Annotated in this window: 23 protein-coding genes; 10 read left to right on the top strand and 13 right to left on the bottom strand. The window is 68.6% G+C overall.

The window, feature by feature from the left end; genetic code table 11:
* Window positions 1-13: 13 nt before the first annotated feature.
* Window positions 14-823 carry a 2-keto-4-pentenoate hydratase gene (locus A5705_RS07670; protein WP_068276622.1) on the bottom strand — a complete coding sequence of 270 codons (810 nt, stop codon included), beginning with the start codon at window positions 821-823 and terminating at the stop codon, window positions 14-16.
* A complete protein-coding gene (locus A5705_RS07665) occupies window positions 820-1,473 on the bottom strand; it encodes a TetR/AcrR family transcriptional regulator (protein WP_231964581.1) in 654 nt (217 codons plus the stop codon). Before A5705_RS07665 ends, A5705_RS07670 begins: the two co-directional genes overlap by 4 nt.
* A gap of 89 nt (window positions 1,474-1,562) precedes the next feature.
* On the opposite strand from A5705_RS07665, the gene A5705_RS07660 reads away from it, so the two are divergent.
* The 4 genes from A5705_RS07660 to A5705_RS07645 all read left to right on the top strand — a co-directional run bounded on the left by A5705_RS07660 (window position 1,563) and on the right by A5705_RS07645 (window position 6,680).
* A complete protein-coding gene (locus tag A5705_RS07660) occupies window positions 1,563-3,110 on the top strand; it encodes a bifunctional 3-(3-hydroxy-phenyl)propionate/3-hydroxycinnamic acid hydroxylase (protein ID WP_067883590.1) in 1,548 nt (515 codons plus the stop codon).
* Between the two features lie 11 nt (window positions 3,111-3,121).
* A complete protein-coding gene (locus A5705_RS07655; RefSeq protein ID WP_068276619.1) occupies window positions 3,122-3,967 on the top strand; it encodes an alpha/beta fold hydrolase in 846 nt (281 codons plus the stop codon).
* 27 nt (window positions 3,968-3,994) lie between these two features.
* Window positions 3,995-5,008: a VOC family protein gene (locus A5705_RS07650; RefSeq protein WP_068276617.1), complete on the top strand. Its 1,014-nt coding sequence runs from the start codon at window positions 3,995-3,997 to the stop codon at window positions 5,006-5,008.
* Between the two features lie 121 nt (window positions 5,009-5,129).
* Window positions 5,130-6,680: a bifunctional phosphatase PAP2/diacylglycerol kinase family protein gene (locus A5705_RS07645; protein WP_082956348.1), complete on the top strand. Its 1,551-nt coding sequence runs from the start codon at window positions 5,130-5,132 to the stop codon at window positions 6,678-6,680.
* On the opposite strand, the gene A5705_RS07640 is transcribed toward A5705_RS07645, so the two are convergent.
* The 3 genes from A5705_RS07640 to A5705_RS07635 form a co-directional block, all read right to left on the bottom strand.
* Window positions 6,645-7,520 carry an alpha/beta fold hydrolase gene (locus A5705_RS07640; RefSeq protein ID WP_197521246.1) on the bottom strand — a complete coding sequence of 292 codons (876 nt, stop codon included), beginning with the start codon at window positions 7,518-7,520 and terminating at the stop codon, window positions 6,645-6,647. The genes A5705_RS07645 and A5705_RS07640 overlap by 36 nt on opposite strands.
* A 49-nt stretch (window positions 7,521-7,569) precedes the next feature.
* Window positions 7,570-7,716 (bottom strand): hypothetical protein, encoded by a 147-nt coding sequence (locus A5705_RS28060; protein WP_197521245.1) that lies wholly within the window; start codon window positions 7,714-7,716, stop codon window positions 7,570-7,572.
* Window positions 7,717-7,969: 253 nt separating this feature from the next.
* Window positions 7,970-9,115: a TDT family transporter gene (locus tag A5705_RS07635; protein ID WP_067883587.1), complete on the bottom strand. Its 1,146-nt coding sequence runs from the start codon at window positions 9,113-9,115 to the stop codon at window positions 7,970-7,972.
* Window positions 9,116-9,210: 95 nt separating this feature from the next.
* Here A5705_RS07635 and A5705_RS07630 point away from each other — a divergent pair, with 95 nt between their 5' ends.
* Entirely contained in the window at window positions 9,211-9,453 is a 243-nt protein-coding gene (locus tag A5705_RS07630) for a hypothetical protein (protein WP_067883708.1), read from the top strand.
* A gap of 709 nt (window positions 9,454-10,162) precedes the next feature.
* Window positions 10,163-11,725, top strand: coding sequence for an LCP family protein (locus tag A5705_RS07625; RefSeq protein WP_082956347.1), 1,563 nt, complete (start codon window positions 10,163-10,165; stop codon window positions 11,723-11,725).
* 38 nt (window positions 11,726-11,763) lie between these two features.
* Here A5705_RS07625 and A5705_RS07620 read toward each other — a convergent pair whose 3' ends face one another.
* Window positions 11,764-12,555 (bottom strand): SDR family NAD(P)-dependent oxidoreductase, encoded by a 792-nt coding sequence (locus A5705_RS07620; RefSeq protein ID WP_068276612.1) that lies wholly within the window; start codon window positions 12,553-12,555, stop codon window positions 11,764-11,766.
* A 47-nt stretch (window positions 12,556-12,602) separates the two neighbouring features.
* Between A5705_RS07620 and A5705_RS07615 the strand changes: the two genes are divergently transcribed.
* Window positions 12,603-13,493 (top strand): NAD(P)-dependent oxidoreductase, encoded by an 891-nt coding sequence (locus tag A5705_RS07615; RefSeq protein WP_068276609.1) that lies wholly within the window; start codon window positions 12,603-12,605, stop codon window positions 13,491-13,493.
* Here A5705_RS07615 and A5705_RS07610 read toward each other — a convergent pair.
* The 4 genes from A5705_RS07610 to A5705_RS07595 all read right to left on the bottom strand — a co-directional run bounded on the left by A5705_RS07610 (window position 13,476) and on the right by A5705_RS07595 (window position 16,845).
* The gene (locus A5705_RS07610; protein ID WP_068276746.1) at window positions 13,476-14,306 is read right to left on the bottom strand and encodes an SDR family oxidoreductase; all 831 of its coding nucleotides are present in this window, start codon (window positions 14,304-14,306) and stop codon (window positions 13,476-13,478) included. The two genes, A5705_RS07615 and A5705_RS07610, sit on opposite strands and share 18 nt — an antisense overlap.
* Before the next feature lie 74 nt (window positions 14,307-14,380).
* Window positions 14,381-15,304 carry an enoyl-CoA hydratase gene (locus A5705_RS07605; protein WP_068276602.1) on the bottom strand — a complete coding sequence of 308 codons (924 nt, stop codon included), beginning with the start codon at window positions 15,302-15,304 and terminating at the stop codon, window positions 14,381-14,383.
* Between the two features lie 57 nt (window positions 15,305-15,361).
* A complete protein-coding gene (fetB, locus tag A5705_RS07600) occupies window positions 15,362-16,180 on the bottom strand; it encodes an iron export ABC transporter permease subunit FetB (protein ID WP_068276599.1) in 819 nt (272 codons plus the stop codon).
* Window positions 16,181-16,185: 5 nt separating this feature from the next.
* Window positions 16,186-16,845 (bottom strand): phosphate ABC transporter ATP-binding protein, encoded by a 660-nt coding sequence (locus A5705_RS07595; protein ID WP_068276743.1) that lies wholly within the window; start codon window positions 16,843-16,845, stop codon window positions 16,186-16,188.
* Window positions 16,846-16,966: 121 nt separating this feature from the next.
* Between A5705_RS07595 and A5705_RS27710 the strand changes: the two genes are divergently transcribed.
* From A5705_RS27710 to A5705_RS07585, 3 genes are read left to right on the top strand one after another with little or no spacing between them, the layout of a single operon-like run.
* Entirely contained in the window at window positions 16,967-17,131 is a 165-nt protein-coding gene (locus tag A5705_RS27710) for a hypothetical protein (RefSeq protein WP_156738578.1), read from the top strand.
* The gene (locus tag A5705_RS07590; protein ID WP_067883581.1) at window positions 17,132-18,649 is read left to right on the top strand and encodes a trehalose-6-phosphate synthase; all 1,518 of its coding nucleotides are present in this window, start codon (window positions 17,132-17,134) and stop codon (window positions 18,647-18,649) included. It abuts the gene before it with no gap.
* Window positions 18,650-18,679: 30 nt separating this feature from the next.
* Window positions 18,680-19,258 (top strand): hypothetical protein, encoded by a 579-nt coding sequence (locus A5705_RS07585; RefSeq protein ID WP_068276597.1) that lies wholly within the window; start codon window positions 18,680-18,682, stop codon window positions 19,256-19,258.
* Window position 19,259: 1 nt separating this feature from the next.
* Here A5705_RS07585 and A5705_RS07580 read toward each other — a convergent pair whose 3' ends face one another.
* From A5705_RS07580 to A5705_RS07570, 3 genes are read right to left on the bottom strand one after another with little or no spacing between them, the layout of a single operon-like run.
* Window positions 19,260-19,760: a mammalian cell entry protein gene (locus A5705_RS07580; protein ID WP_067883579.1), complete on the bottom strand. Its 501-nt coding sequence runs from the start codon at window positions 19,758-19,760 to the stop codon at window positions 19,260-19,262.
* Window positions 19,760-20,500: a mammalian cell entry protein gene (locus A5705_RS07575; RefSeq protein WP_068276595.1), complete on the bottom strand. Its 741-nt coding sequence runs from the start codon at window positions 20,498-20,500 to the stop codon at window positions 19,760-19,762. Before A5705_RS07575 ends, A5705_RS07580 begins: the two co-directional genes overlap by 1 nt.
* 11 nt (window positions 20,501-20,511) lie before the next feature.
* Window positions 20,512-22,236 carry a virulence factor Mce family protein gene (locus A5705_RS07570; RefSeq protein WP_068276593.1) on the bottom strand — a complete coding sequence of 575 codons (1,725 nt, stop codon included), beginning with the start codon at window positions 22,234-22,236 and terminating at the stop codon, window positions 20,512-20,514.
* Between the last annotated feature and the right edge of the window lie 3 nt (window positions 22,237-22,239).

The raw sequence follows: 22,239 nt of genomic DNA, 5'->3' as shown, positions 1-22,239 counted from the left end.
GTTTCCTTTCGGTTTACTCGAAGCTCAGGTCGACCGCGCCGAGGCCGGTGATGGTGGCGGCCGCGCGGTCGCCGGCACCGACGAACGCGGCCGTGGTGTAGGAGCCGGACATCACGAACTGCCCGGCCTCGATCTCGGTGCCGTACTCGGCCAGGGCGTTGGCCAGCCAGGCGACGGCCGCGGCCGGATCACCCATCACGGCCGTACCCTGCCCGGTTTCGACGAGCGTGTCGTTGAGGTAGAGCGCCGCGGTGGTGTCGGGCAGTTGCGGCGCGTCCGAGATCGGCACCCACTCGCCCAGCACCACCGCACCGGAGCTGGCGTTGTCGGCGACGGTGTCCGCCAACGTGATTCGCCAGTCGGCGATGCGGCTGTCCACGATCTCCAGCGCCGCGGCCACCGCTTCGGTGGCCGCCATCACCTCGGCGACGGTCACCCCGGGCCCGCGCAGCGGCGCGCGCAGCAGGAAAGCCACCTCGGGTTCCACCCGCGGGGCACAGAACGCGGCGCGCGGCGCCGTCGTCCCGTCGCCCAGCACCATGCTGTCCAGGACGTAGCCGAAGTCGGGCTCGTCGACGCCCAGCAGCTTTTGCATCGGCGCGGAGGTCAGCCCGATCTTGTGGCCACGCAGCCGGGCGCCCGCGGCGAGGCGGCGCGCGAGGTTGCGGCGCTGCACCGAATATGCTTGGGCTACGTCGAGATTCGGGTAGGTCTCGGTCAGCGGCGGGATGGGTGTGCTGCTCGCCTGCGCCGCGTACAAGCGCTGCGCTGCTTCGGTCAGCCGCGGGTTGAGTTGCGGCTCTTGGGCGCCCACGTCGATCATGCGATTTCTCCGGATTCCAGTAACTCGGTCGCCGCCTGGAACACCAGGCGGACGTGCAGGTCGAACAGCTTGAGCAGATCCACCGAGTCGCCGCTCGTCTCCTTGGCGATGAAGAGTCCGTCGGCGCCGGCTATCGCATAGGTGGTCAGCAACCGCACGCTCTCCTCGTTCAGCCCCGGCGCGATGTCGCGCACGATCGCCTCGAACCGGTGGAAGGCCCTGTCACGCACCTCCAGGAACATCTCCCGCGCCCGGGGTTCGACCGGGCGGTGCTCGAGCGCCAGCATCAGGCCCAGCCGCAGGAAGTCGGGCGCGTCCACGAGCGCCTTGGCCACCTGAGCCCCGAGCTCGGTCACCCGGTCGGCGGACATCGCGCCCCCGGGCAGGTCCAGCACTTCCAGCCACCGGGCGAAACTGCGCTCGATGACGGCGGCGATCAGGTCGTCCTTGTCGGCAAAGTGCCAGTAGATGGAGGTCGGCGGCAGGCCGCTCTTCTTGCTGACCAGCGAAATCGTGGTGCCGTCGTAGCCGCGTTCGGTGGCGACCTCGGTCGCGGCGTCGAGGATCCGCTCCCGCGACTGCTCACCGTTGGCCCGGGTGCGCCTGCGCCCGCGGGGTGCGGCGGAGCCCACGTTGTCGGTGTCTGCCACGGTGCCTCCTTTTTGGGTGTTGACGGTCACGCTACAAAAGCTTACTGTATGGAGCACTACATTAACAAGCCTTGGCGGAAGGGCCAAAAATGAGTGACCAGAAAACCTATGACGTGGCGATCGTCGGCTATGGCCCGGTCGGCTGCACCGCGGCGAACCTGTTGGGCCAGATGGGCCTCAGCGTCGTCGTGGTGGAACGTGACCCCGACATCTATGCGCGGGCCCGGGCCATCTCGACCGACGAGGAGGTCGTCCGCATCTGGCAGCAGGTGGGCTTGGCCGACCGGCTCAACGCCGACATGCAGCCCGGGCGTGGGGCGAACTTCGTCGACGCCAACGGCGTGCCGTTCGTGAAGCTGCTGCCCACCCCGCGAGGCAACGGGCACCCGCCGCAGCAGTTCATCTACCAGCCCGCGCTGGAGAAGGTGCTGCGCGAAGGCGTCGACCGCTTCCCGAACGTGACCGTTCTGCTCAAGCACGAATGCCTGCGGCTGGTGCAGAAGGACGACTTCGTCGAGTTGATGCTCGCCGACCTCGAGGCCGACGAGTTCCGGCGGATCAAGGCCTCCTACGTGATCGCCGCCGACGGCGGGTCGAGCGCGACCCGCGCCCAGCTGGGCGTCGGCTTCGGCGGCCGCACGTATGGCGAGCGCTGGATCGTGATCGACACCAAGGTGCTCAACGAATGGCCCGGCCACGACCGGCTCCGGTTTCACTGCAATCCCGAGCGGCCCACCGTCGACTGCCCCACCCCGCTGGGGCACCACCGCTGGGAGTTCCCGGTGCGCGACGAGGAGGACGAGAAAGACCTGCTGCACGAGGACGCGATCTGGAAGGTGCTGCGCGGCCAGGGAATATCGCCGGAGAACGTGAAGATCCTCGGCTTCGCCTGCTACAGCCACCACGTCCGCTTCGCCGACCGGTGGCGGGTGGGCCGGGTCTTCCTGGCCGGCGACGCCGCGCACGCGATGCCGCCATGGATCGGACAGGGCATGTGTGCGGGCGTGCGCGACGTGGCGAACCTGTGCTGGAAGCTGAACGCCGTGCTGAACGGCGCGCTGCCGGAGTCGGTGCTCGACACCTATCAAGCGGAGCGGCTGCCGCACGTCAAAGAGGTGACCAACCGCGCGGTCAAGACCGGCAAGCTCATCATCCAGCGCAACAAGTTCCGCGCGGCGGCCCGCAACCACATCTTCCGCGCGGCGAGCAAGGTGCCCTACTTCCTCACCTGGCTGCGTGACCACCGCTGGATACCCGACGCGCACTACACCGAGGGCCTGCTGGCACGCAACGGCAACGGGGCCGTCGGCTGGCTGATCCCGCAGCCGAGGGTCCTCGACGAGAAGGGCGACTCGGTGCGTCTGGACGATGTGATCGGCAACCGGTGGACCGTGCTGCAGACCGGGCGCGCGTCCGAACACCCGGACTGGCGGGCCGCGGGCGTACCCGTCATGGAGGTCGCGCAGGCGGGAAGCACTCCGCGCGCCGACACCATCGTCGACAGCGAGGGAACCCTCAACGCCTGGCTGACCACGAAGGGCGCCTCGGCGGTGGTCGTTCGACCCGACGGCTTCGTCTACGCCGGCGCCGCCGACGGCCAACCGCTCCCGCCGCCGCCGGCCGGCTTCAAGTCGTAAGGAAAGAATCAGTGACCACGAACACGATCACCGAACGCACCGTCAGCGTCAGAGGAAAAGACATCTTCGTCGCCGAGACCGGCACCGGCCCGGCCGTGGTGTTGCTGCACGGCGGCGGGCCGGGCGCGTCGGGCGTCTCGAACTACTCCCGCAACATCGAGCCGCTCGCCGAGAACTTCCGGGTCATCGTCCCGGACATGCCCGGCTACGGCCGCTCCGCCAAGGGCGTCGATCGTCGAGATCCGTTCGGCTATCTCGCCGATCACATCCGGGGGATGCTCGACGAGCTCGGCGTCGACAGCGCGCACCTGGTCGGCAACTCCTATGGCGGGTCGTGCGCGTTGCGGCTGGCCCTCGACACCCCAAACCGGGTGGACAAGCTCGTGTTGATGGGTCCCGGCGGCGTCGGGACCAGCCGCGGCCTGCCCAGCGAGGGTCTTCGGAGTCTGCTGGGGTACTACGGCGGCGACGGGCCGAGCCTGGACAAGCTGCGCACATTCATCCGCTCGTACCTGGTATACGACGAGGACACCGTCCCCGAGTCGCTCATCGAGGCTCGATATCGGGCGTCGATCGATCCCGAAGTCGTCGCCAATCCGCCCCTGCAGCGCCCGGCTGGGCTGGGCACGCTGTGGCGGATGGACTTCACCCGCGACCGCAGGCTGCGGAGTCTGACAACGCCGACCCTGGTCATCTGGGGAAGAGACGACAAGGTCAACAAGCCACGCGGCGCGGCCATGCTGGCCGAGCGGATGCCCAACGCGGACGTCCTGATTACCGCCAACACCGGCCACTGGGTCCAGTGGGAGCGAGCCGGCCTGTTCAATGCGGTGACCACCGCATTTCTGAAAAAGTAACCACCACAAGAGATTACGAGGACCACGATGTCTACCACCACCAAACCCTCGGTGTTCGGCAATGTGCACCTGGGTTATGTCGTCGTCGAAAGCGACAAAATCGGCGATTGGAAGCGCTTCGGGCGCGACGCCATCGGCATGCACCTCGACGACATGGCGCCCGACACCGTTCGATTCCGCCTCGACGACAACGAGTGCCGTGTGCTCCTTCGGCGCGGCCCCGCCGAGGACGTCGTCGCGTTGGGCTGGCAGCTCGACGACCATGCGACGTTCGACGAGATCAGTCGTCGCGTCAGCGACCATGGGGTTCCCGCCGTCGAGGGTGCCGACGAAGAGGCGAAGTTGCGCGGTGTCGAGCGTTTCCTGCGGTTTCCCGGGCCCAATGGGCTCACCCAGGAGATCTACACGGCCGCCCGCACCGCGCCGCTCGCCCTGGACATACCGGGCAGCGGATTCCTCACGGGCGCAGGCGGAATGGGACATGTCGCCGTCACGACGAAGAATCCCCAGTTGGTCCGCGGTTACTACAACCACGTCTTCGACGCCCGCCTGTCGGACTACATCGACGAGACCATCAACGGCCTCAAGCTCAAAATCCGGTTCCTCCGAGTGAACGAGCGTCATCACACCATGGCGATCGCATCGACGAAGCTCCTGCCGGTCAATCCGATTCGCACCCGGGTGCAGCACGTCAACGTCCAGGTCGCCACGCTCGACGACATGGTCGCCTCCTATCAGCGGGTCAAAGAGCTCGGATTCCACATTGCGCTTTCGGTCGGCCAGCACACCAACGACAAAGAGCTGTCCTTCTACGCGATGACCCCGTCCGGCTTCGAATGGGAGGTGGGCTGGAACCCGATCGTCGTCGACGAAGCCACCTGGAGCCCCACCACCCACCAGGGGATCAGCATCTGGGGCCACAAACCGGAAGGGCAAACCGTCATCACCAAACTCAACCAGTTCGCGGCGGCCGCCCGCTCCCTGCGGCGCCGGGAAGACACCGTGGCGGCACTCAGTTCGCCCGGGATCGCCGACGACTAGCGGCGATCGCAAGCGCGGCGTAGCCGGGCGCGGCGGGTCGCCCCCATCGGCCTAGCGGCGCACCGAACATCGATGACTTTGGACTCTACGCAGCGCACTCCACGCGCCGCGACGATGACGCATGACCACTTCGCGCGGCGTGCGCGAAATCACCCGGGGCTTGGGCACTCTCGACGCTGAGGTGTTAGCGGCGATCGCGCGCACGCGAAACCCGCTGCTGGACAAGGCAATGCCGGCGCTGACACGCGCCGCCGACCACTCCAAGCTGTGGCTCGCGATCGCGGCGGCGATGACGCTGTCCGGCAATCGGTCCACTCGGCACAGCGCGGGCCGCGGCGTCGCCAGCTTGGCGGTGACGAGTCTGGTCACCAACCAGTTGGCCAAGCGGGCGTGGCGGCGCCGCCGGCCCCCGCACGACCGCGTCCCGATCGTGCGACGGCTGCGCAAATACCCGAGGTCGCATTCGCTGCCGTCCGGTCATGCCGCCAGCGCCGCCGCCTTCGCCGTCGGCGTCGGGCTCCAAAGTCCGTTGTCGGGGCTGGGTTTGGCGCTGCTGGCCGGGCTGGTCGGCTTGTCGCGCGTGGCGACCGGCGCCCACTATCCCAGCGACGTGTTGGCCGGCTTCGGGATCGGGGCCTCGATCGCCGTACTGGGCGGCCGGCTCGTCCCGCCGATCGTCGAGCACAACCTCCCGCCCGCCGACCCGCTGTGCCTCGAGGTGACGCCCCGACCCGACGGAGCCGGCCTGATCCTCGTCGTCAACCCGGCGTCGGGCAGCGGAACGGGGCGACGCGTCATCGGCGAGGTCCGAAGGAAATTGCCCGAAGCCGGCATCGTCGAACTGGCGCCCGGCGACGACCTGACACGGGTGCTCCGCGCGGCGGCCGAGCAGGCCGAGGTGCTCGGAATCGGCGGCGGCGACGGAACCGTGGCGTGCGCCGCCGCCGTCGCGGCGGACCTCGACCGCCCGCTCGCGGTGTTCCCGGCCGGTACCTTCAACCACTTCGCCAAGGACATCGGTTGTGATCGCGCGCACCAGACCATCCGCGCCCTCGCCGACGGCACCGCGTCGCGCGTCGACCTGGTGTGCTTCAACGACGAACGGATGGTCGTCAACACCGCGAGCATCGGCGCCTATCCGCGATTCGTGCGGACACGGGAACGGTTCGAGCACAAGATCGGCAAGCCGATGGCGGCCGCCTACGCGATGTTTCGCACCCTGCGCCGCGACGCTCCGGTGCGCATCCGCTACGACGGCAAGACCCTGCAGACATCGCTGTTCTTCCTGGGCAACTCGACCTACGTGCCGTCCGGGTTCGCACCGGCGCAGCGCAACCGGATGGACACCGGCCTGCTCGACGTGCGCATCCTCGAGACGGGCCGCCGGTTGAGCAGGCTGCGGATCATGACGGCGCTCATGCTCGGCCGCCTGGAACGCAGCCGCCTCTACCACGAGCATCACGTCCCCGAGTTCAGCTTCACCGCCGTCGACGGGCCGACGGCCGTCGCCCTCGACGGGGAGGTGCAGGGCAACCACGAGCAGGCCACCTTCCGCGCCCGCTACCGGGTTCTTCAAGTGTTCTGCCCGCCGCCGGGGAATCACGCGCGCCGGGCTCCCGAGGCACTTTCGCGCGCGTCAGCCGGCGTCGACGTGCCGGGCCAGAAAAGTTAGGACGGCATCGGCGAAGACGTCGTTGCGGTCGCCCGCGACCATTTGCCCCGCGCCGTGCACATCGGTGAACTCGACCTGCGGGAAGCGTGCGAGGAACTCGTCGGCGCGCTCCTGGCTGACCAGGTCGCTCACCTGACCGCGAATCAGGAGCATCGGCACCCCGTTGCGCAGCATCGCGTCGACGGCGGCGTGCATGCGGTCGGCGTCGGTGACCTCGAACGGGGGAAACGGCGCCGTGCCGCTGATGAACTGCGGATCCCAGTGCCAGTACCAGCGGTCGCCGCGGCGGCGCAGGTTGGTGGTCAGGCCGTCGAGATCGGTGGGGCGGGGCCGGTGCGGGTTGTACTCGGCGATCGCGTCGGCCACCTCTTCAAGTGAGCCGAACCCGGACTCCACGCGGTCGGACATGAAGTTGTGGATGCGGGTCGCCCCGGACTGCTCCATGTTGGGCACGATGTCGACCAGGACGACGGCGGCTGCGGTGCCCGGCGACAGCTCGCCCTCCAGGAGCATCGAGGTGAATCCGCCCAGGGACGCACCCACCAGCACCGGCCGCGGCGGCAACGTGCGCAGCACCTCCTGCACGTCGGCGGCGAAGCTGACCACGCGATAGTCGCCCTCGCTCGACCAGTCGGACTCCCCGTGCCCGCGCAGGTCGATCGTGACGGCCTGCCACCCGCGTTTGGCGACGGCCGCCGCCGCCTTGGCCCAGGAGCGGCGGGTCTGCCCGCCGCCGTGCAGAAACACCACGGCGCGCGCTTGCGGGTCGCCCAAGCGGTCGGCGACGATGCGAACACCGCCGCTCCCCCGGGTCGAGAACGTTTCAGGTGCGCTCGTCACCAGGAGATAGTAAGACCAGCTCGGGATTTTCCGGCGCGTCCCTACGGCGCTAGCCGGCCCCGAAGAATCTGGCGACCCGCCGGACGAACCTGCCGACGGGGTTTCCGGTGCGTTGCGAGTCCTTGATCCGGCCGAGCGTCCGCTTGCCCTCGACGGCGTAATCCCGGACCGTTTCGTCGCCTTCTTCTGCGCGCATGCCTTACCTCCTGCCTGTTATGTCGATGCCGGTCGCTCCGGCGGATTCGAGGGCGTGAGCCGCTCCGGCGGTTCGGCCGGCGTCAGTCGCTCGGGCGGTTCGGCCGGAGTGAGGCGCTCGGGGGTCTCTCCGGGAGTGCCCGGTTCGGTGTCGAACATGATCGGTCCTCCAATCAGCTCACAACTGCCTACCCGCCGCTTCCGGATATCAAAACGGTGCGGGACGGGCCTTTCCCGGCGGTGCCGACCAGTTCCTAGGAGAGGCGCTGCTTGCTGGCCTTGATGGGTGCGCTGCTGGGCGCCGCGTTGAGCAGATTGCCGCGCAGACTGCCCCGCGCGGTGCGGGCGGCCACCAGAAGCCAGGTGAACAGCAAACCGGCGTAGGCGATGGCCGCGGTCACCTTGAACGCGGGCAGATGCGTATGCGCGGCGAGCTGCGCGGTGCCCGTGACGAAGGTGCCCACCGGAAAGGTCAGACTCCACCAGGTGAGGGCGAACGGCATGCCCCGCCGCAGCGTGCGCACCGTCAGTGAGGTGGCCAGCGCGATCCACAGCATCGCGAATCCCCACACCGGAACCCCGTAGAGGATCGCGAACGCGTCCATGTCCTCTGCGACTTCCGGCTTGACGGCAAGCGCCGCCGCTGCCCCGAGAAGCCCTGCGGCAGTGATGGATTGGCCGAGCGGACCGAGCACGATCCATAGTGTGGGCACTCGGGCGGTGCCGGAGGTGCCGTACAGCACCAGCCGGGACCAGATCATCGCGATGATGTTCAGCGAGGCGACGAGCGACAGCCCGAACATCGCATAGCCGCCGTACAGCATGGTCTCTCGCCCGGTGCCCGCCGCCATGTGCGGGAGCAGCAATGCGCCCGTCGCGGCCGACACCATGGGCGGAACTACCGGCATCAGCCATCCGCCGAACGCCGCGTCCGGCTCCACGTCGTGTTGGGTGAACATCAGGAACGGGATGCTGACCGCGGTGAACAGCCCGCCGACCGTGCCGGCCGCCCACAGCGCCCAGTCGAGGTCGACGGCGACGCGTTCACCGATCAAATCGGCGCCGACGAGCACCGCTCCCCCGCCGACCGTCAGCAGCGCCATGGGAGCCGCACCGTAGAAGTGGGCCATCTGCGGATTACGCGCATGAGTGCGCGCGACGGTGGGGTGGCGCAGCCAGTGACCGCCCACCAGGACGATCAGCACCGTCAGCAACGCCGCGGCGATCACCCAGACCACTTGGGCGAACGCTCGCAGGCCCACGATGTGGACGGGCAGGGTGGCCCCCGCGGTGGCAACGATGCCGGTGCCCATCACCGCGGCGAACCAGTTGGGCCCGATGTTGCCCAGCACCTCGACCCGGGTGTGCGGCGACGGTGCGTCCGCGTTGACACTGGCCATAGCAAGGAGACCCTAGTGCGGCGCGTGGCGCGGCGCGTCGGTTCGTGGCCCCCTACACTCCCAACGTGACCAATCCCGTGCAGACTCGTCGCGGATTGGGCGGCGCGCCGCCGGCGGTGGTGATCGCCGTCGTGTTGTCCATCGCGGTCCTTGCCCTGCCGGTGAAACAAAGGTGTGGCGCGCCGGGCCTTTCGTGCGCGACTGCCGTGGATCCGCAGGGCAACGTCCATTACTACTACGAGGTCGAACCCGTGGGCGTGTACCTCGCTGAAATCGTCGCCGGCTCGAACATCCGCCTCTATTACACGTCCGGCGAGGACCTCGAAAAAGCCCGATAGAAATCCGGAGGCCACCATGTGGGTACAGGCGGTAGCGGGACTGCTCGTCACGGTTGCGTCGATGTCCGGCGCACCCGGTAGCGACGTGATCCTCCCCGCGGGCGCCAAAGCTTCTGCGGCACAGCGGCTTTGTGCCCGAGCGACCCGCCGCCCGATGCCGGCGATCAGGCGACCGCCGAGCAGAGGATCACCGACGGCTAAATCACGAAGCAGATCAATTGCACCCCGGATCTGCCACCCAACCCGCAATCCATCACCTGGGATCCGCCCGGGTTCGCCCCATATGTCGGGGGTTCCGGTGTCATCCGCGATGCGAATCCGCAACTGGGCGGCCAGTATCGCGCCGACTACGTCAACGGCCGATGGCACATCGAATACCCTTATTGCTGAATAGCATTCCGGACCACGCGCCCAAGGTGTCGACCATTGGCCCACAAAGCTCGAATCAGAGCGACGAGTCGGCACCGAATGCCAAGTTTGTAACGAGTTGGGCTCGTTGCGGGCACGGTCACCATCAAAACCGCTGGTAGCGGCATGGTCGCCCCGCGAAAATGCGCTGATTTCGGCGGGTGAGCCTCATTACATCGACCTGCTTGATTGGGGGGTTCGCAGCCAGCTAACGCATACTTGATGGCATGTTGCAAGCGACATCACCGCAGACCGCTATTGCGGTGACCGGTGGTGCGCTGGTATTAGGACGAGGTTTTTGATGGCACGCTCCGGCGGTGCCCGTCATCGCCATCGCGCCACGACTCGACCGTCGCGCCTCCGCAAGGCCTTGACGCGTGGGTTGATGACACTGGTGTCGGTAGGGGCCGTGCTGATGACCGGGGCCGGGTACTACGTGGCGCACGGCGCGCTGGGCGGCATCACGGTCTCCGACGCGCTGTCGCCCGAGGACCCGCGTTCCAGCGGCGACAACATGAACATCTTGCTCATCGGCCTGGACTCGCGCAAAGACCAGGACGGCAACGACCTGCCCTGGTCGATTCTGAAGCACTTGCACGCCGGCGATTCCGACGACGGCGGCTACAACACCAACACACTGATCCTGGTGCACATCGGGGCGGACAACAAGGTCGTCGCCTTCTCGATCCCCCGCGACGACTGGGTGGCGTTCAACGGCGTTCCCGGATACAACCACATCAAAATCAAAGAGGCGTACGGGCTTACCAAGCAGTACGTCGCGAACAAGCTCGCCAATCAAGGCACCAGTAGCCAGAAGGAACTCGAGACCAAAGGCCGGGAAGCGGGCAGAGCGGCGACCCTGCGCGCGGTGCGCAGCCTCACCGGCGTTCCCATCGATTATTTCGCCGAGGTCAACCTCGCCGGTTTCTACGACTTGGCCCAAACCCTGGGCGGGGTGGACGTCTGCCTGAATCACGCTGTCTACGACTCGTATTCCGGCGCCGACTTCCCGGCCGGGCGGCAACGGCTCGATGCGTCCCAGGCGCTCGCGTTCGTCCGGCAGCGACACGAGCTGGAAAACGGTGACCTGGACCGCACCCACCGGCAGCAGGCGTTCATCTCGTCGGTCATGCAGGAACTTCAGGCCTCGGGCACGTTCACCAACATCGACAAGCTCAAGAACCTGATGGCGGTGGCGCGCAAGGACGTCGTGTTGTCCTCCGGCTGGGACGAGGACCTGATCCAACGCCTGGGCACGCTGTTCTCCAGCGGTAACGTCGAATTCCGGACGCTGCCCGTGGTGCGCTACGACAACATCGACGGCCAGGACGTGAACATCATCGACCCGGCCGCGATCAAGTCGGAGGTGGCCGCGGCGATCGGCGCACCACCGCCGTCGAGCACGCCCGCCACCACCGCCGCCAAACCCAGCCCGTCAACCGTCGTCGACGTGATCAACGCCGGCAGCATGAGCGGTATGGCCACCGAGGTGTCCCGCGCCCTGAAGAAGCACGGCTACACCGCGGGCCAAGTGCGCGACCGCAATTCGGGTGAGCCGACGGCCACCACGATCGAGTACGGCGCGGGTGAGGACACCGACGCACGCAACGTGGCAACCCTGCTCGGGCTCGACGCGCCCAAGCAGCCGAGCGCCGCCGTGCAGCCCGGCCACATCCGGGTGACGGTGGACACCAACTTCTCGATGCCGGCCCAGGACGACACCACGATGGACGACGCCTCGACCTCCACGACCACGACGACCAGCAAGTCCAACACGTATTACTACAACGGCACCACCACGACCTATCCGACGCCGGATCAAGGCAAACCGATCGGCGGCGGCGGGGTGCCGTGCGTCAATTAGGCGCGCAAGCGCGCGCAGTCAATTAGCCGGCCATCCGGCTAAGCGTGCGTGCCGCCGTCGATGCGGATCTCGGTGCCGGTGATCCAGGCGCCGTCGTCGGACACCAGCATCGCGATGACTCCGGCGATGGCACTGGGCTCGGCCATCCCGGCCCCGCTGGATTCGACGGTCGTGGGCAGGATGGGCATCAGCCTGGGGAACAGTGACCAGTCGGCGTCTTTGGGGATGTATCCCCCGGTGGCATCGGTGATTCCGGACTTGATGCTGCCCGGCGCCACGCACGCCGCGCGCAGACCGTCCTTGGCGTATTCGAGTGCCAACGAATGCGTGAAGGCCTGGATTCCGCCCTTGCTCGCCGCGTAGGCCGCCATGTACGGATGGGCGAACGAGGCCGACGTCGAGCTGAAGTTCACGATCGCGCTGCGCGGATTCGCCAAGAGCGCCGGAAGCGCCTCGCGGACCACCAGGAAGGTCCCGGTCAGGTTGATGCCGACAATCCGATTCCACAGTTCGAGGCTGGTCTCGTGCGTGTGCGCGGCGCGCAGGATGCCGGCCGCGTTGACCAGCGAATCCAGCCCGTCGAGCGTTTGGACGGCCCAGCACACACCGTCGATCACCGAATCCTCGTCGCCGACGTCCATCGGCATGGTGGTGAGGCGGTCCGCGGTTCCGGCCTCGACCGCCTCGGCCTGCGTCCGCGCCAGGCCGTCCTCGGCGACGTCGGAACCCACCACGGTGGCGCCCTCGTCGAGCAACCGCAGCGCGGTGGCCTGGCCGATTCCCGACGCGGCGCCGGTCACCAGGATCCGCTTGCCCTCGAGTCGCTTCATCCTGCCGCTCCCGTCGTCCGGCCCGCCCTATAGGGCAGGGTAGATGCATGGACATCGGATTCATCGGCCTGGGGAACATGGGCCAGGGCATGGCCGCGAACCTGATCAAGGCGGGCCACCGGCTCACCGTCTACAACCGCTCCCCCGACAAGGCGGAGCCCCTCGTGCGGCAGGGCGCGACCGCGGCGCGCACCGTCGCCGAGGCGAGCCACGCCGAGGTCGTTTTCACCATGCTGTCTGATGACCGGGCGGTGGAGGCCGTCGCGCTGGGCCCCGAGGGAATCGTGGCTTCGCTGCCTGCGGGGGCCACGCACGTGTCGTCGAGCACCATCAGCGTCGCACTGTCGGAGCGGCTGGTCACCGCGCACGCCGAGGCCGGCCAGCATTACGCGGCCGCGCCGGTGTTCGGCAGGCCCGAAGCCGCCTCCGCCGCAAAGCTTTTCGTGATCGCGGCGGGCGACCCCGAGTTGCTGCGGCCGTTGTCCGCGCTGTTCGACGCGATCGGCCAGCGCACCTTCGTGGTCGCCGAGCGGCCACCGACCGCCAACCTGGTGAAGCTCAGCGGGAACTTCCTGATCGCGTCAGTCATCGAGACCGTCGGCGAGGCCGTCGCGCTGGTGCACAAGGCCGGCGTCGACAAGCAGCAGTACGTCGACATCCTCACCTCGACGTTGTTCGGCGCGCCGGCCTACCAGACCTACGGCGGGCTGATCGCGCGGGGCGAATTCGAACCCGCCGGGTTCGCGGCGGCCCTCGGCCTCAAGGATGTCCGGCTGGTGCTCGCCGCCGGCGAGCAGCTGGAGGTGCCGCTGCCGGTGGCCAGCCTGCTGCGCGATCGCTTCCTCACCCTGGTGGCAACCGGTGGCGGGCAGTTGGACTGGTCGGCGCTCGCCACGCTCGCCGCCCGGGACGCCGGAAGCTCAGACGACTCCGCGTAGCCCCTCGGCGCCGAACACGGGTTCCAGCATCGCGGAGAAGTCGGGGCCGCGCCGCAGGATGTGGCCGCCGTCGACGTTGATGCACTGCCCGGTGATCCAGCTGGCCGCGTCGGACAGCAAGAACATCGCCAGGTTCGCGACATCCTCGACCTCACCCACCCGCGGCAGCGGCGTGCAGTTTCGGTAGTCCGTGCTCAGCTCCGGTGATTCCGTAATGGGCGCAACAAGATCCGTGCGGATCAGGCCCGGGCGGACGCTGTTGACGCGCACCCACGACGGGCCGAGCTCGTCGGCGGCCAGCTGCATCATGTGGTCGACGGCCGACTTGGTGACGCCGTAGGCGCCGAACCAGCGGTGGGTGTTGCTGGCCGCGATCGACGAGATCCCGACGAACGAGCCGCCGCCGCCGCGCACCAGCTCGCGGGCCGAGTGCTTGAGCACGTACATGGTGCCGTTGACGTTGAGGTCCACCGTGCGCCGCCAGGCGTCGGAGTCGATCTGGGTGATCGGCCCGATCGTCTCCGACCCGCCCGCGCAATGCACCACCCCGTGGAGCCGGCCGTGCCACGCCGTCGCCGCGTCGACCGCGCGGGCGGCCTCAGCCTCGACGGTGATGTCGGCGGGCTCGTAGCGGATCGAGCCGTCGGCCTTGAGCACCTCGATGTCCTGGACGGCGGCCGCCAGCCGATCGGGATTGCGCCCGACGATCATGACGGAGGCGCCGGATGCCACCAGCCCGGCCGCGACCCCCTTGCCGATCCCGCTGCCACCGCCGGTCACCAGGTACGTCCGGTTGTCGAAAGTAAGCTGCACGCCGCGCCCCTTCACGCCGAAACTGAAACGGGTTCTAGCATAGGCGAGCGGTCACAGCCGTCACACGGGTCACGCTATGGCGTATCGCGGCGGGCGATCTGTGTGGGCTTGGCGCCGCGCCAGTCCTCCACGTCGGGCGGCAGGCCGACGGCGTACCTGTTCTCGTTGTGGGCGGCCCAGTGCGCGTGGCCCAGTTCGTGAATGTGGAACGCGTGCCGCAGCGCCTCGGTGAATCCCATCGCGTCGGAGGCCGCGTTGACCGAGTCCTTGACGAGGAGCGCCGCCATGGTGGGCCGGTCTGCGATGCGCCGGGCGAATTCCAGCGTCTTGTCCGCCAACTCGTCGACCGGAAACACCTTCGACACCATGCCCAGTCGGTAGGCCTCGTCGGCGTCCAGCGCATCGCCGGTCAGCAGCAGCTCCTTGGCCTTGCGGGGGCCGAATTCCCAAGGGTGGGCGTAGTATTCGACGCCCGGCATCCCCAAGCGCACGGCGACCACGTCGCTGAACTTCGCGTTGTCAGCCGCGACGATCAGGTCGCACGCCCAGATCAGCATCAGGCCGGCCGAAATCGCGTTGCCCTGCACCTGTGCGATGGTGATCTTGCGCAAATCCCGCCAGCGGCAGGTGTTCTGGAAGAAGTAGTGCCACTCCTGCAGGTAGATCTTCTCCGCGATCGGATCGCGGGTGCCGCCGTTGATGCGGAAGCTCGGAAGCTGCTGCCGCTCGGCGATCGCCAGCTCCGAGCCCAGGTCGTGCCCGGCGGAGAAGTTTCTACCGCGCGCCGCCAGGATCACCACGCGCACGGCGTCGTCGGCCTCCGCGCGCAGGAACGCCTCGTCGAGCTGGACCAGCAGGCCGCGGCTTTGCGCGTTGTGGGCCTCGGGCCGATTGAGCCAGATCCGGGCGATGCGGCCGTCGTCGAGCGTTTCATAGGTCACCAGCTCATTGGCCGCCTGGGCGCCCGCTTGTGCGCCCGCCTGGTCGGAGAGTGTCATTCCGCCCGCCTTCTGTCAGGTCCAGTGTTTACACATTACGTCCAGTGTGTAAGCGGTTCACCGCGGGGTGGTGGCCGCTCGGCGACGGGTAGCGGCGTCTTCGGATCGCCCGCCGAGCGGCAGCAGCCGGTGGTCTCGAGTGAACACCAGCCGGACCAGGCCGAGGGCGACGACGACGGTCGTGGTGGCAACCGAGCCGAGGATCAGGAACATCACCACGGCCTGCACCAGCACGGCCTGCAGCGGGTGCACGCCGGCGAGAATGAGTCCGGTCATGGCGCCCGGCAGGAACACCAGGCCCGTCGCCTTCGTGGTTTCGATCTGCGGGGAGATCGCCGACCGCAACGCGATCCGCAGGTACGGGGCCGCGGCCTGGCGGGAGGGTTGCCCGAGGGCCAGTCTGGCTTCGACCTCATCGCGTTTGTCGCGCAGCTCGTCGACCAGCCGCCGGGCCACCAGCACCGTGGCGGTCATGGAGTTGCCGACCATCATTCCCGCGATCGGGACCAGGGTGCGGGCCTGCAACGGGAACACCCGCAGCCCGAAGATCACGCTCAGGGTGATCACCGCCGCGGCCGAGAAGGCCGCGATGGTCAGCGGGGCGAGCCGGGGCACCTCCGGCGCCCGCCGGCGCGCGACGTCTCCGGCGTAGGCGACCATGCCGGCGGTCCACGCCCACGACCACCACAACGAACGGCCCGGCGCGAAGAGCAGCGTGAGCGCGCCGCCCACGAGCAGCAACTGGGCCAGCGCGCGGGCCGCCGCCCACACGAGCTGGCGCTCCAGTCCCAACCGCTGCCACAGCGAAACGGCCGCCGCGAACGCGACCAGAATCAGCGACGTCGCCAGCCCCAGCCAGCCGACCTGACCGTTCATCCCGGTCACCGCCCCTCTTCCCTCGATGCCACCGGGCCGAGCCCCAGGCTGACACCTCGCTCGATGCGTAGGACCCGGTCGGCGGCCCGCTCGACCTGCGCGGCGTCGTGGGTCACCCAAAGGGCGGGAATCCCGTCGGCGGCCAGCTCGCGCACCGCGTCCTCGATCACGACGGCCGCCTCGGCATCGACGGCCGAGGTGGGTTCGTCGAGGAGCAGCACCTGCGGTCGCGCCATCAGCGTGCGGGCCAGGCACATGCGCTGCGCCTCCCCGCCCGACAGGGCGGTCGCCTCGCGGTCCAGCCACGATCCGGCCAGCGCGACACGCTCCAGCGTTTCGGCCATCCGCGCCTCGGACGCCCCCGGGTCTGCGACGCGCAGGTTGTCGGCGACCGTTCCCGCGAACGGCGTCGGCCGCTGAAAGCACATGCCCACCCGGCGCCGCAACCACAACGGGTCCACGCCGGCAATGTCCTCGCCCCGGAAGGACACCCGCCCACTCGTCGGCACCTCCAGCCGGTTGCACACGCGAAGCAGGGTCGACTTGCCCGACCCCGACGGTCCGAATATTGCCGTCACGCCCCGCCCCGGAACGGCGGCGGTGAAGCCGTTCAGGGCCCGCACACCGTCCCGCTCGACGACAACGTCGACGAAGTCGAACACCATGTCCGCGTCCACCGCGCCTCCTCCCCGCCAGCGACATGTGTACCCGCCAGGCGGGCCGTCCGGCACCCGTTGCTGGTGAGACCGCGCGGAGCCCGGTCACACGTCGCCTACAGTTGTGTTCATGGCTACGAAATCTGATCCCGGCGAAATCGGCGATGTGGAGCCCCTGGCCGACAGCACCGCGAGCCAGGCGAGGCGGGTCGTCGCCGCGTATGCGAACGACGCCGACGAGTGCCGCGTGTTCTTGTCCATGCTCGGTATTGGACCGGCCAAGCTCGACACCTAAATGGCTCCCAGGGGCGGCAGGTCTTCGGAGAACGCGCCGGGCGCCGAGCGCTTCGGCAATTCCGACTTCGTCGTGGTTGCCAACCGGCTACCGGTCGACCTCGAGCGGCTTCCCGATGGCACCACGGCCTGGAAACGCAGCCCGGGCGGACTGGTCACGGCCTTGGAGCCGTTGCTGCGGCGCCGGCGCGGTGCGTGGGTCGGCTGGCCGGGGGTCGCCGATGACGACGACGAGCTGGATTACCAGCCCATCGTGCAGGACGACCTGCACCTGCATCCGTTGCGGCTGACCAGCGACGACGTCGCCGAGTACTACGAGGGATTCTCCAACGCCACCCTGTGGCCGCTCTACCACGACGTCATCGTCAAGCCCATCTACCACCGCGAATGGTGGGACCGCTACGTCGACGTCAACCGCCGCTTCGCCGAAGCCACGTCGCACGCGGCGGCCCGGGCCGCGACGGTGTGGGTGCAGGATTACCAGCTGCAGCTTGTCCCCAAGATGCTGCGCGAGCTGCGGCCCGACCTGACCATCGGATTCTTCCTGCACATCCCGTTCCCGCCGGTGGAGCTGTTCAGGCAGCTCCCGTGGCGCACCGAGATCGTCGAGGGCCTGCTCGGCGCGGATCTGGTGGGCTTTCATCTGCCCGGCGGCGCGCAGAACTTCCTGGTCCTGTGCCGGCAGTTGATCGGCGTCGAAACCTCCCGGGGGTCGGTGGGGGTGCGGGCGCGGTTCGGCGAGGTGCAGCTGGAGTCGCGGACGGTGCGGGTGGGCGCCTTTCCCATCTCCATCGACTCCACCGCGCTCGACCAGGCGGCCCGCGACCGCGACATCAGGCGCCGCGCGCGGGAGATCCGCGCCGAGTTGGGCAACCCCCGCAAGATCCTGCTGGGCGTCGACCGGCTCGACTACACCAAGGGCATCGACGTCCGCCTGAAGGCCTTCACCGAGCTGCTGGCCGAGGGCCGCGCCAAACGCGACGACACCGTGCTCGTTCAGCTCGCGACGCCGAGCCGCGAACGCGTGGAGAGCTATCAAATCCTGCGCAACGACATCGAACGCCAGGTCGGCCACATCAACGGCGAATACGCCGAGGTCGGTCATCCGGTGGTGCACTATCTGCATCGCCCGGTGCCTCGCGACGAACTGATCGCGTTCTTCGTGGCCAGCGACGTCATGCTGGTCACCCCGCTGCGCGACGGGATGAACCTGGTGGCCAAGGAGTACGTCGCCTGCCGCAGCGACCTGGGCGGCGCGCTGGTCCTGTCCGAATTCACCGGCGCCGCAGCGGAACTGCGGCAGGCGTACCTGGTGAACCCGCACGACCTCGAAGGCGTCAAGGACGTGATCGAGGCGGCGCTCAACCAGACGCCCGAGGAGGGCCGGCGGCGGATGCGCACGATGCGCCGCCAGGTGCTCGCCCACGACGTGGACCGCTGGGCGCGGTCATTCCTCGACGCCCTCGCGGAGTCGCATCCGCACGACGCCGGCCATGGTGTCGCGGCCGAAACGCTGTGATACTCGATGCAGCGTGAAGGGAGGGGCACTATGAAACTCCGCCGCGGGCTGGCGGCCGGCGCCGGCATCTGCTCGGCCATAGCACTGGGGGTCGCGTTGGTGTCCGGCGACCCGGCGAGCGCCATCGGACCACCGGCGGACGGCACCTACACCTTCAACGAGGCCGGCGTATCGGGGGTTTCCTGGACGATTTCCGCGCTGTGCGATCAGCCGTCCGGAACCCGGAACATGAACGACTATTCGGACCCGATCGTCTTCGCGATGAACTGCGCCCTGAACATCGTGAGCTCGACGCCCGAACGGATCAGCGCCGCGGACAAGTTGCAGAACTTCAGCGGCAGGGCCCGCATGTCCAGCATGCTGTGGACCTTCAAGGTGGACAAGTCCGATGGCGTGTCATGCCCGGGCGGCGGCACCGCGCCGACCACCGAAACCTACGCGTTCAGCGACGAGACCATGACCGGCACCCACACGATCCTGCACGGTCCGGTCTGCGGGCTGCAGTCCGACATGAAGAAGCAACCGTTTTCGCTGACGCTGGCCGGGCCGCCGCCCAGCCCTGTCGAGCGCTATCCGTTGCGCTGCAACAACATTGCGATGTGCTTCTGAGCTAGATCGGCGTGATGTAGGCGATCAGCCACTGCTTGCCGATCTTGGTGAAGTCGACCCGCAACCGGCTGCCGTCGTAGAGCGGCTGCCGTGACTTGTCGGTCACGGTGCGATTCATGTACACCATCACCGACGCCGAGTCGCGCTTTGCCGACATGACGCCCACGCCAACGACGTTGGCCTGGACGACCACCTCACGCTTCTTCGCCTCGGGGATGATCTGCGTGTTGACGCTCTTCTGAAACTCCTGGCGATAGGCCGGGGTGAGCAACGGGTACGCGGCCGACAGGCTGCGTTCGACGGTCTGGTAGTCGTAGGCGAAGACCTCGGGTATCTCCTTGGCGGCCAGCCCCGGCAGCACCGCCCGGGCCGCCGCCTCGCCGCGCGTCTGCACCCTTTCCCAATAGAACCAGCCACCCGCCGCGGACAGGCCGACGATAGCCGCCACCAGGACCGAGCCCGCCACGGCGATCAGCCACCTCTGGACGCGGGGTGACGGCATCAGTTACCCCCGTCGGGGTACTTCAGGTCGTAACCGGTCATCTTCCCCTGCTCGTCCTCGTGCACGATGACCCGCAGGCGATACGGCATGGACGGCTTGTTGGTCCCGTCGATGTCGGCGACCGTGACCCGCACCGACACCAGCACCGACGCGTTGTCGGTGACCGCGTCGATGCCCTCCAGCGCGGCGCCGTTGACCACGGCTTCCGAGGTGGCGTTGGTGGAGCGGAACAGGCCCTTGAGGTTGTCGATGTTGTTGTTGGCGCCGAGCATGCCACGCAGTGGGCCGCTGGTGCCGTTGTAGAACCGGTTCACGCTTTCGTCGATGTTGTCCTGCTTGTAGCTGAACATGTTGACCACGGTCTGCGTCGCGGTGTCGACGAAGCGCTGGTCGCGCGCCTGCTGCGCCTCGGCGTGTCGCTGCTGGATGATCAGCGCGGCCAGGCCGCCGGCCAGCGCCCCGACCGCCAGCAGCGCCGCGGCGAACGAGGTGCAGAGCACCAGGGTCCGGCGTGGCCGGCGCCGTGGCGGCGGCTTGACCGGCTGGAGGGTCTTCGCCTTCTTGGCGGCGGGCTGCAACGAGGGTTCCGCCGTCGGCGCATCAGCGAGAACCGCGGCGGGGCAACCGGACTCGCTCTTGGCGGGGCCCGCGGCGCGCGAGGCCCGCCGACGGACGCGCCGCGTCGTCGCTTGGCCTGCCGTCGCTGCGGAGTCCACTGAGGGGTCTATCAAGGGGTCCATCAAGGGGTCCGTCAAAGAGGCCTCGGATCACGCATCAGGTCCACCCAGTTCTCGGCGCTGGACGCGCCGCTCGTGCCGGGCGCGAAGATACCAGTGCCGCCCGCCGGGTCCACGAAGGCTCCGGTGTGCTGGTCATAGGTCGTGTACGCGGGGCCGCTGGCCTGCGGCTGCGGTCCGGGCGGCGGCCCCCACGGCTTCTCCGGTCCCGGGCCGGCCGGCGGGGGATTGATCCCCTCCGGAGGCGCCGGCGGGGGGAGCCACTTCGGGTACGGGAGTATCGGCGGCACCGGCGGCACCCCGGGCGGGTGCCACGACGGGTTACCCGGCGGCGGACCGCTGTCGTTGGGGGGCGGCGGATCCCATGCCGGCTGGTGGTTGGGCAGCGGGCCGGGCCCGGGCACCACGCCGGGGGGCGGCGGCCCGACGATGGGGGTGCCCGGATCCGGTTCGGCATCCGGCGGGATGTACGGGAACTTGTTGGGCGGCAATACGTTCAGCCCGTTCGTCACCGGGGTGTCGTACGGTACCGGTGGGCCGCGCCAGGGGTTGCGGCCGACGGGAACGTAACCTTTCGGGTCGCGGCAGAGCTGGATCGTCGGCGCGCGTTTGCCGGGGAACTCCTGGCACGGGTAGTTGCGGGCGCCGCGCACGGTGCTGGGATCGTTCTGGGCCGCCTTGCAGTACATGTCCTTCGGCAGCTCGCGCAGCGTCTCGTCGGCCGGCGTGCGCATCAGCGGCGGGGGCAGGAAGCCGACGGCGCACGGCGGCGGGTCGTTGAGGTCGAGCTTGAAGTCCAGCTTGGCGCCCTCGTCCTGCGGCGCGCCGCCGGCGGCCGTGGTGATCGCCGCGAACAGGGCCGGCAACACCACCAACAGCTGCTCGATCGACTTGTGGTAGATGACCCCGACGCGCCCGAGGTTGGCCAGGCTGGCGGCCAGCGCCGGGAATGACGGCCGGATGCCGGAGAACGCGGTGCTGGCCTCATCGGTGGCGCCCGGGGCGGTGGCCAGCGTGTCGCGCAGCTGCGGGTCGGCCCGGCGCACCTCGGAAGTGAACCGCGCCAACCCGTCGGACAGCGACTTGATGTCGGCGCCGGCACGGATCTGGGCCTGCAGGAACGGGCCGGCCTGATCGATCAGCTGCGATACCTGCGGGTAGCTGGCGTTGGCCTCGTCCACCAACAGTCGGGCCGACTCGATCAGGCGGGCCAGCTCGGGACCCGACCCGTTGGCCGCCATGAAGGTCTCGTGCAGGAGCTCGCGCAAGCGGGTGTCGCCGAGGCTGTTGACCAGCGACTCCGCCCGCTTCAACAGGTCGGCGACGTCCTGGCCGATCCGGGTGTTCTGCCGGTCGATCCGGGATCCGTTGTGCAGCTTCGTCGATGACGGCTCGCCCGGCGGCACGAGGTCGATGTACTGCTCACCCACCGCCGAGACGCTCTTCACGGTGGCGGTGACGTTCGACGGAATGGGAGTGCCGCTGTTCAGCCGCATTTCGGCGGTGACGCCGCTGGGGTTCAGGCCCACCGACTCCACCCGCCCGACCGCGACTCCGCGGTAGGTGACGTTGGCGTTGTTGTACAGCCCGCCACCGGCGACGAAATCGGCGCTGACGACGTACGTCCCGATCCCGAAGGTGGCGGGCAGACGCAGGTAGAAGACGGCCATCACGCTCAGCGTGATGGCGGTGATCACCGCGAAGATGCCGAGTTGGATCTTGGTGAGTTTGTCGATCATCCG

Source organism: Mycobacterium sp. E787, assembly GCF_001668725.1.
In the GTDB taxonomy this organism is placed as follows: Bacteria; Actinomycetota; Actinomycetes; order Mycobacteriales; family Mycobacteriaceae; genus Mycobacterium.
Note: the sequence above shows the minus strand (reverse complement) of the source record. Positions and strands in the feature narration are given on the sequence as shown.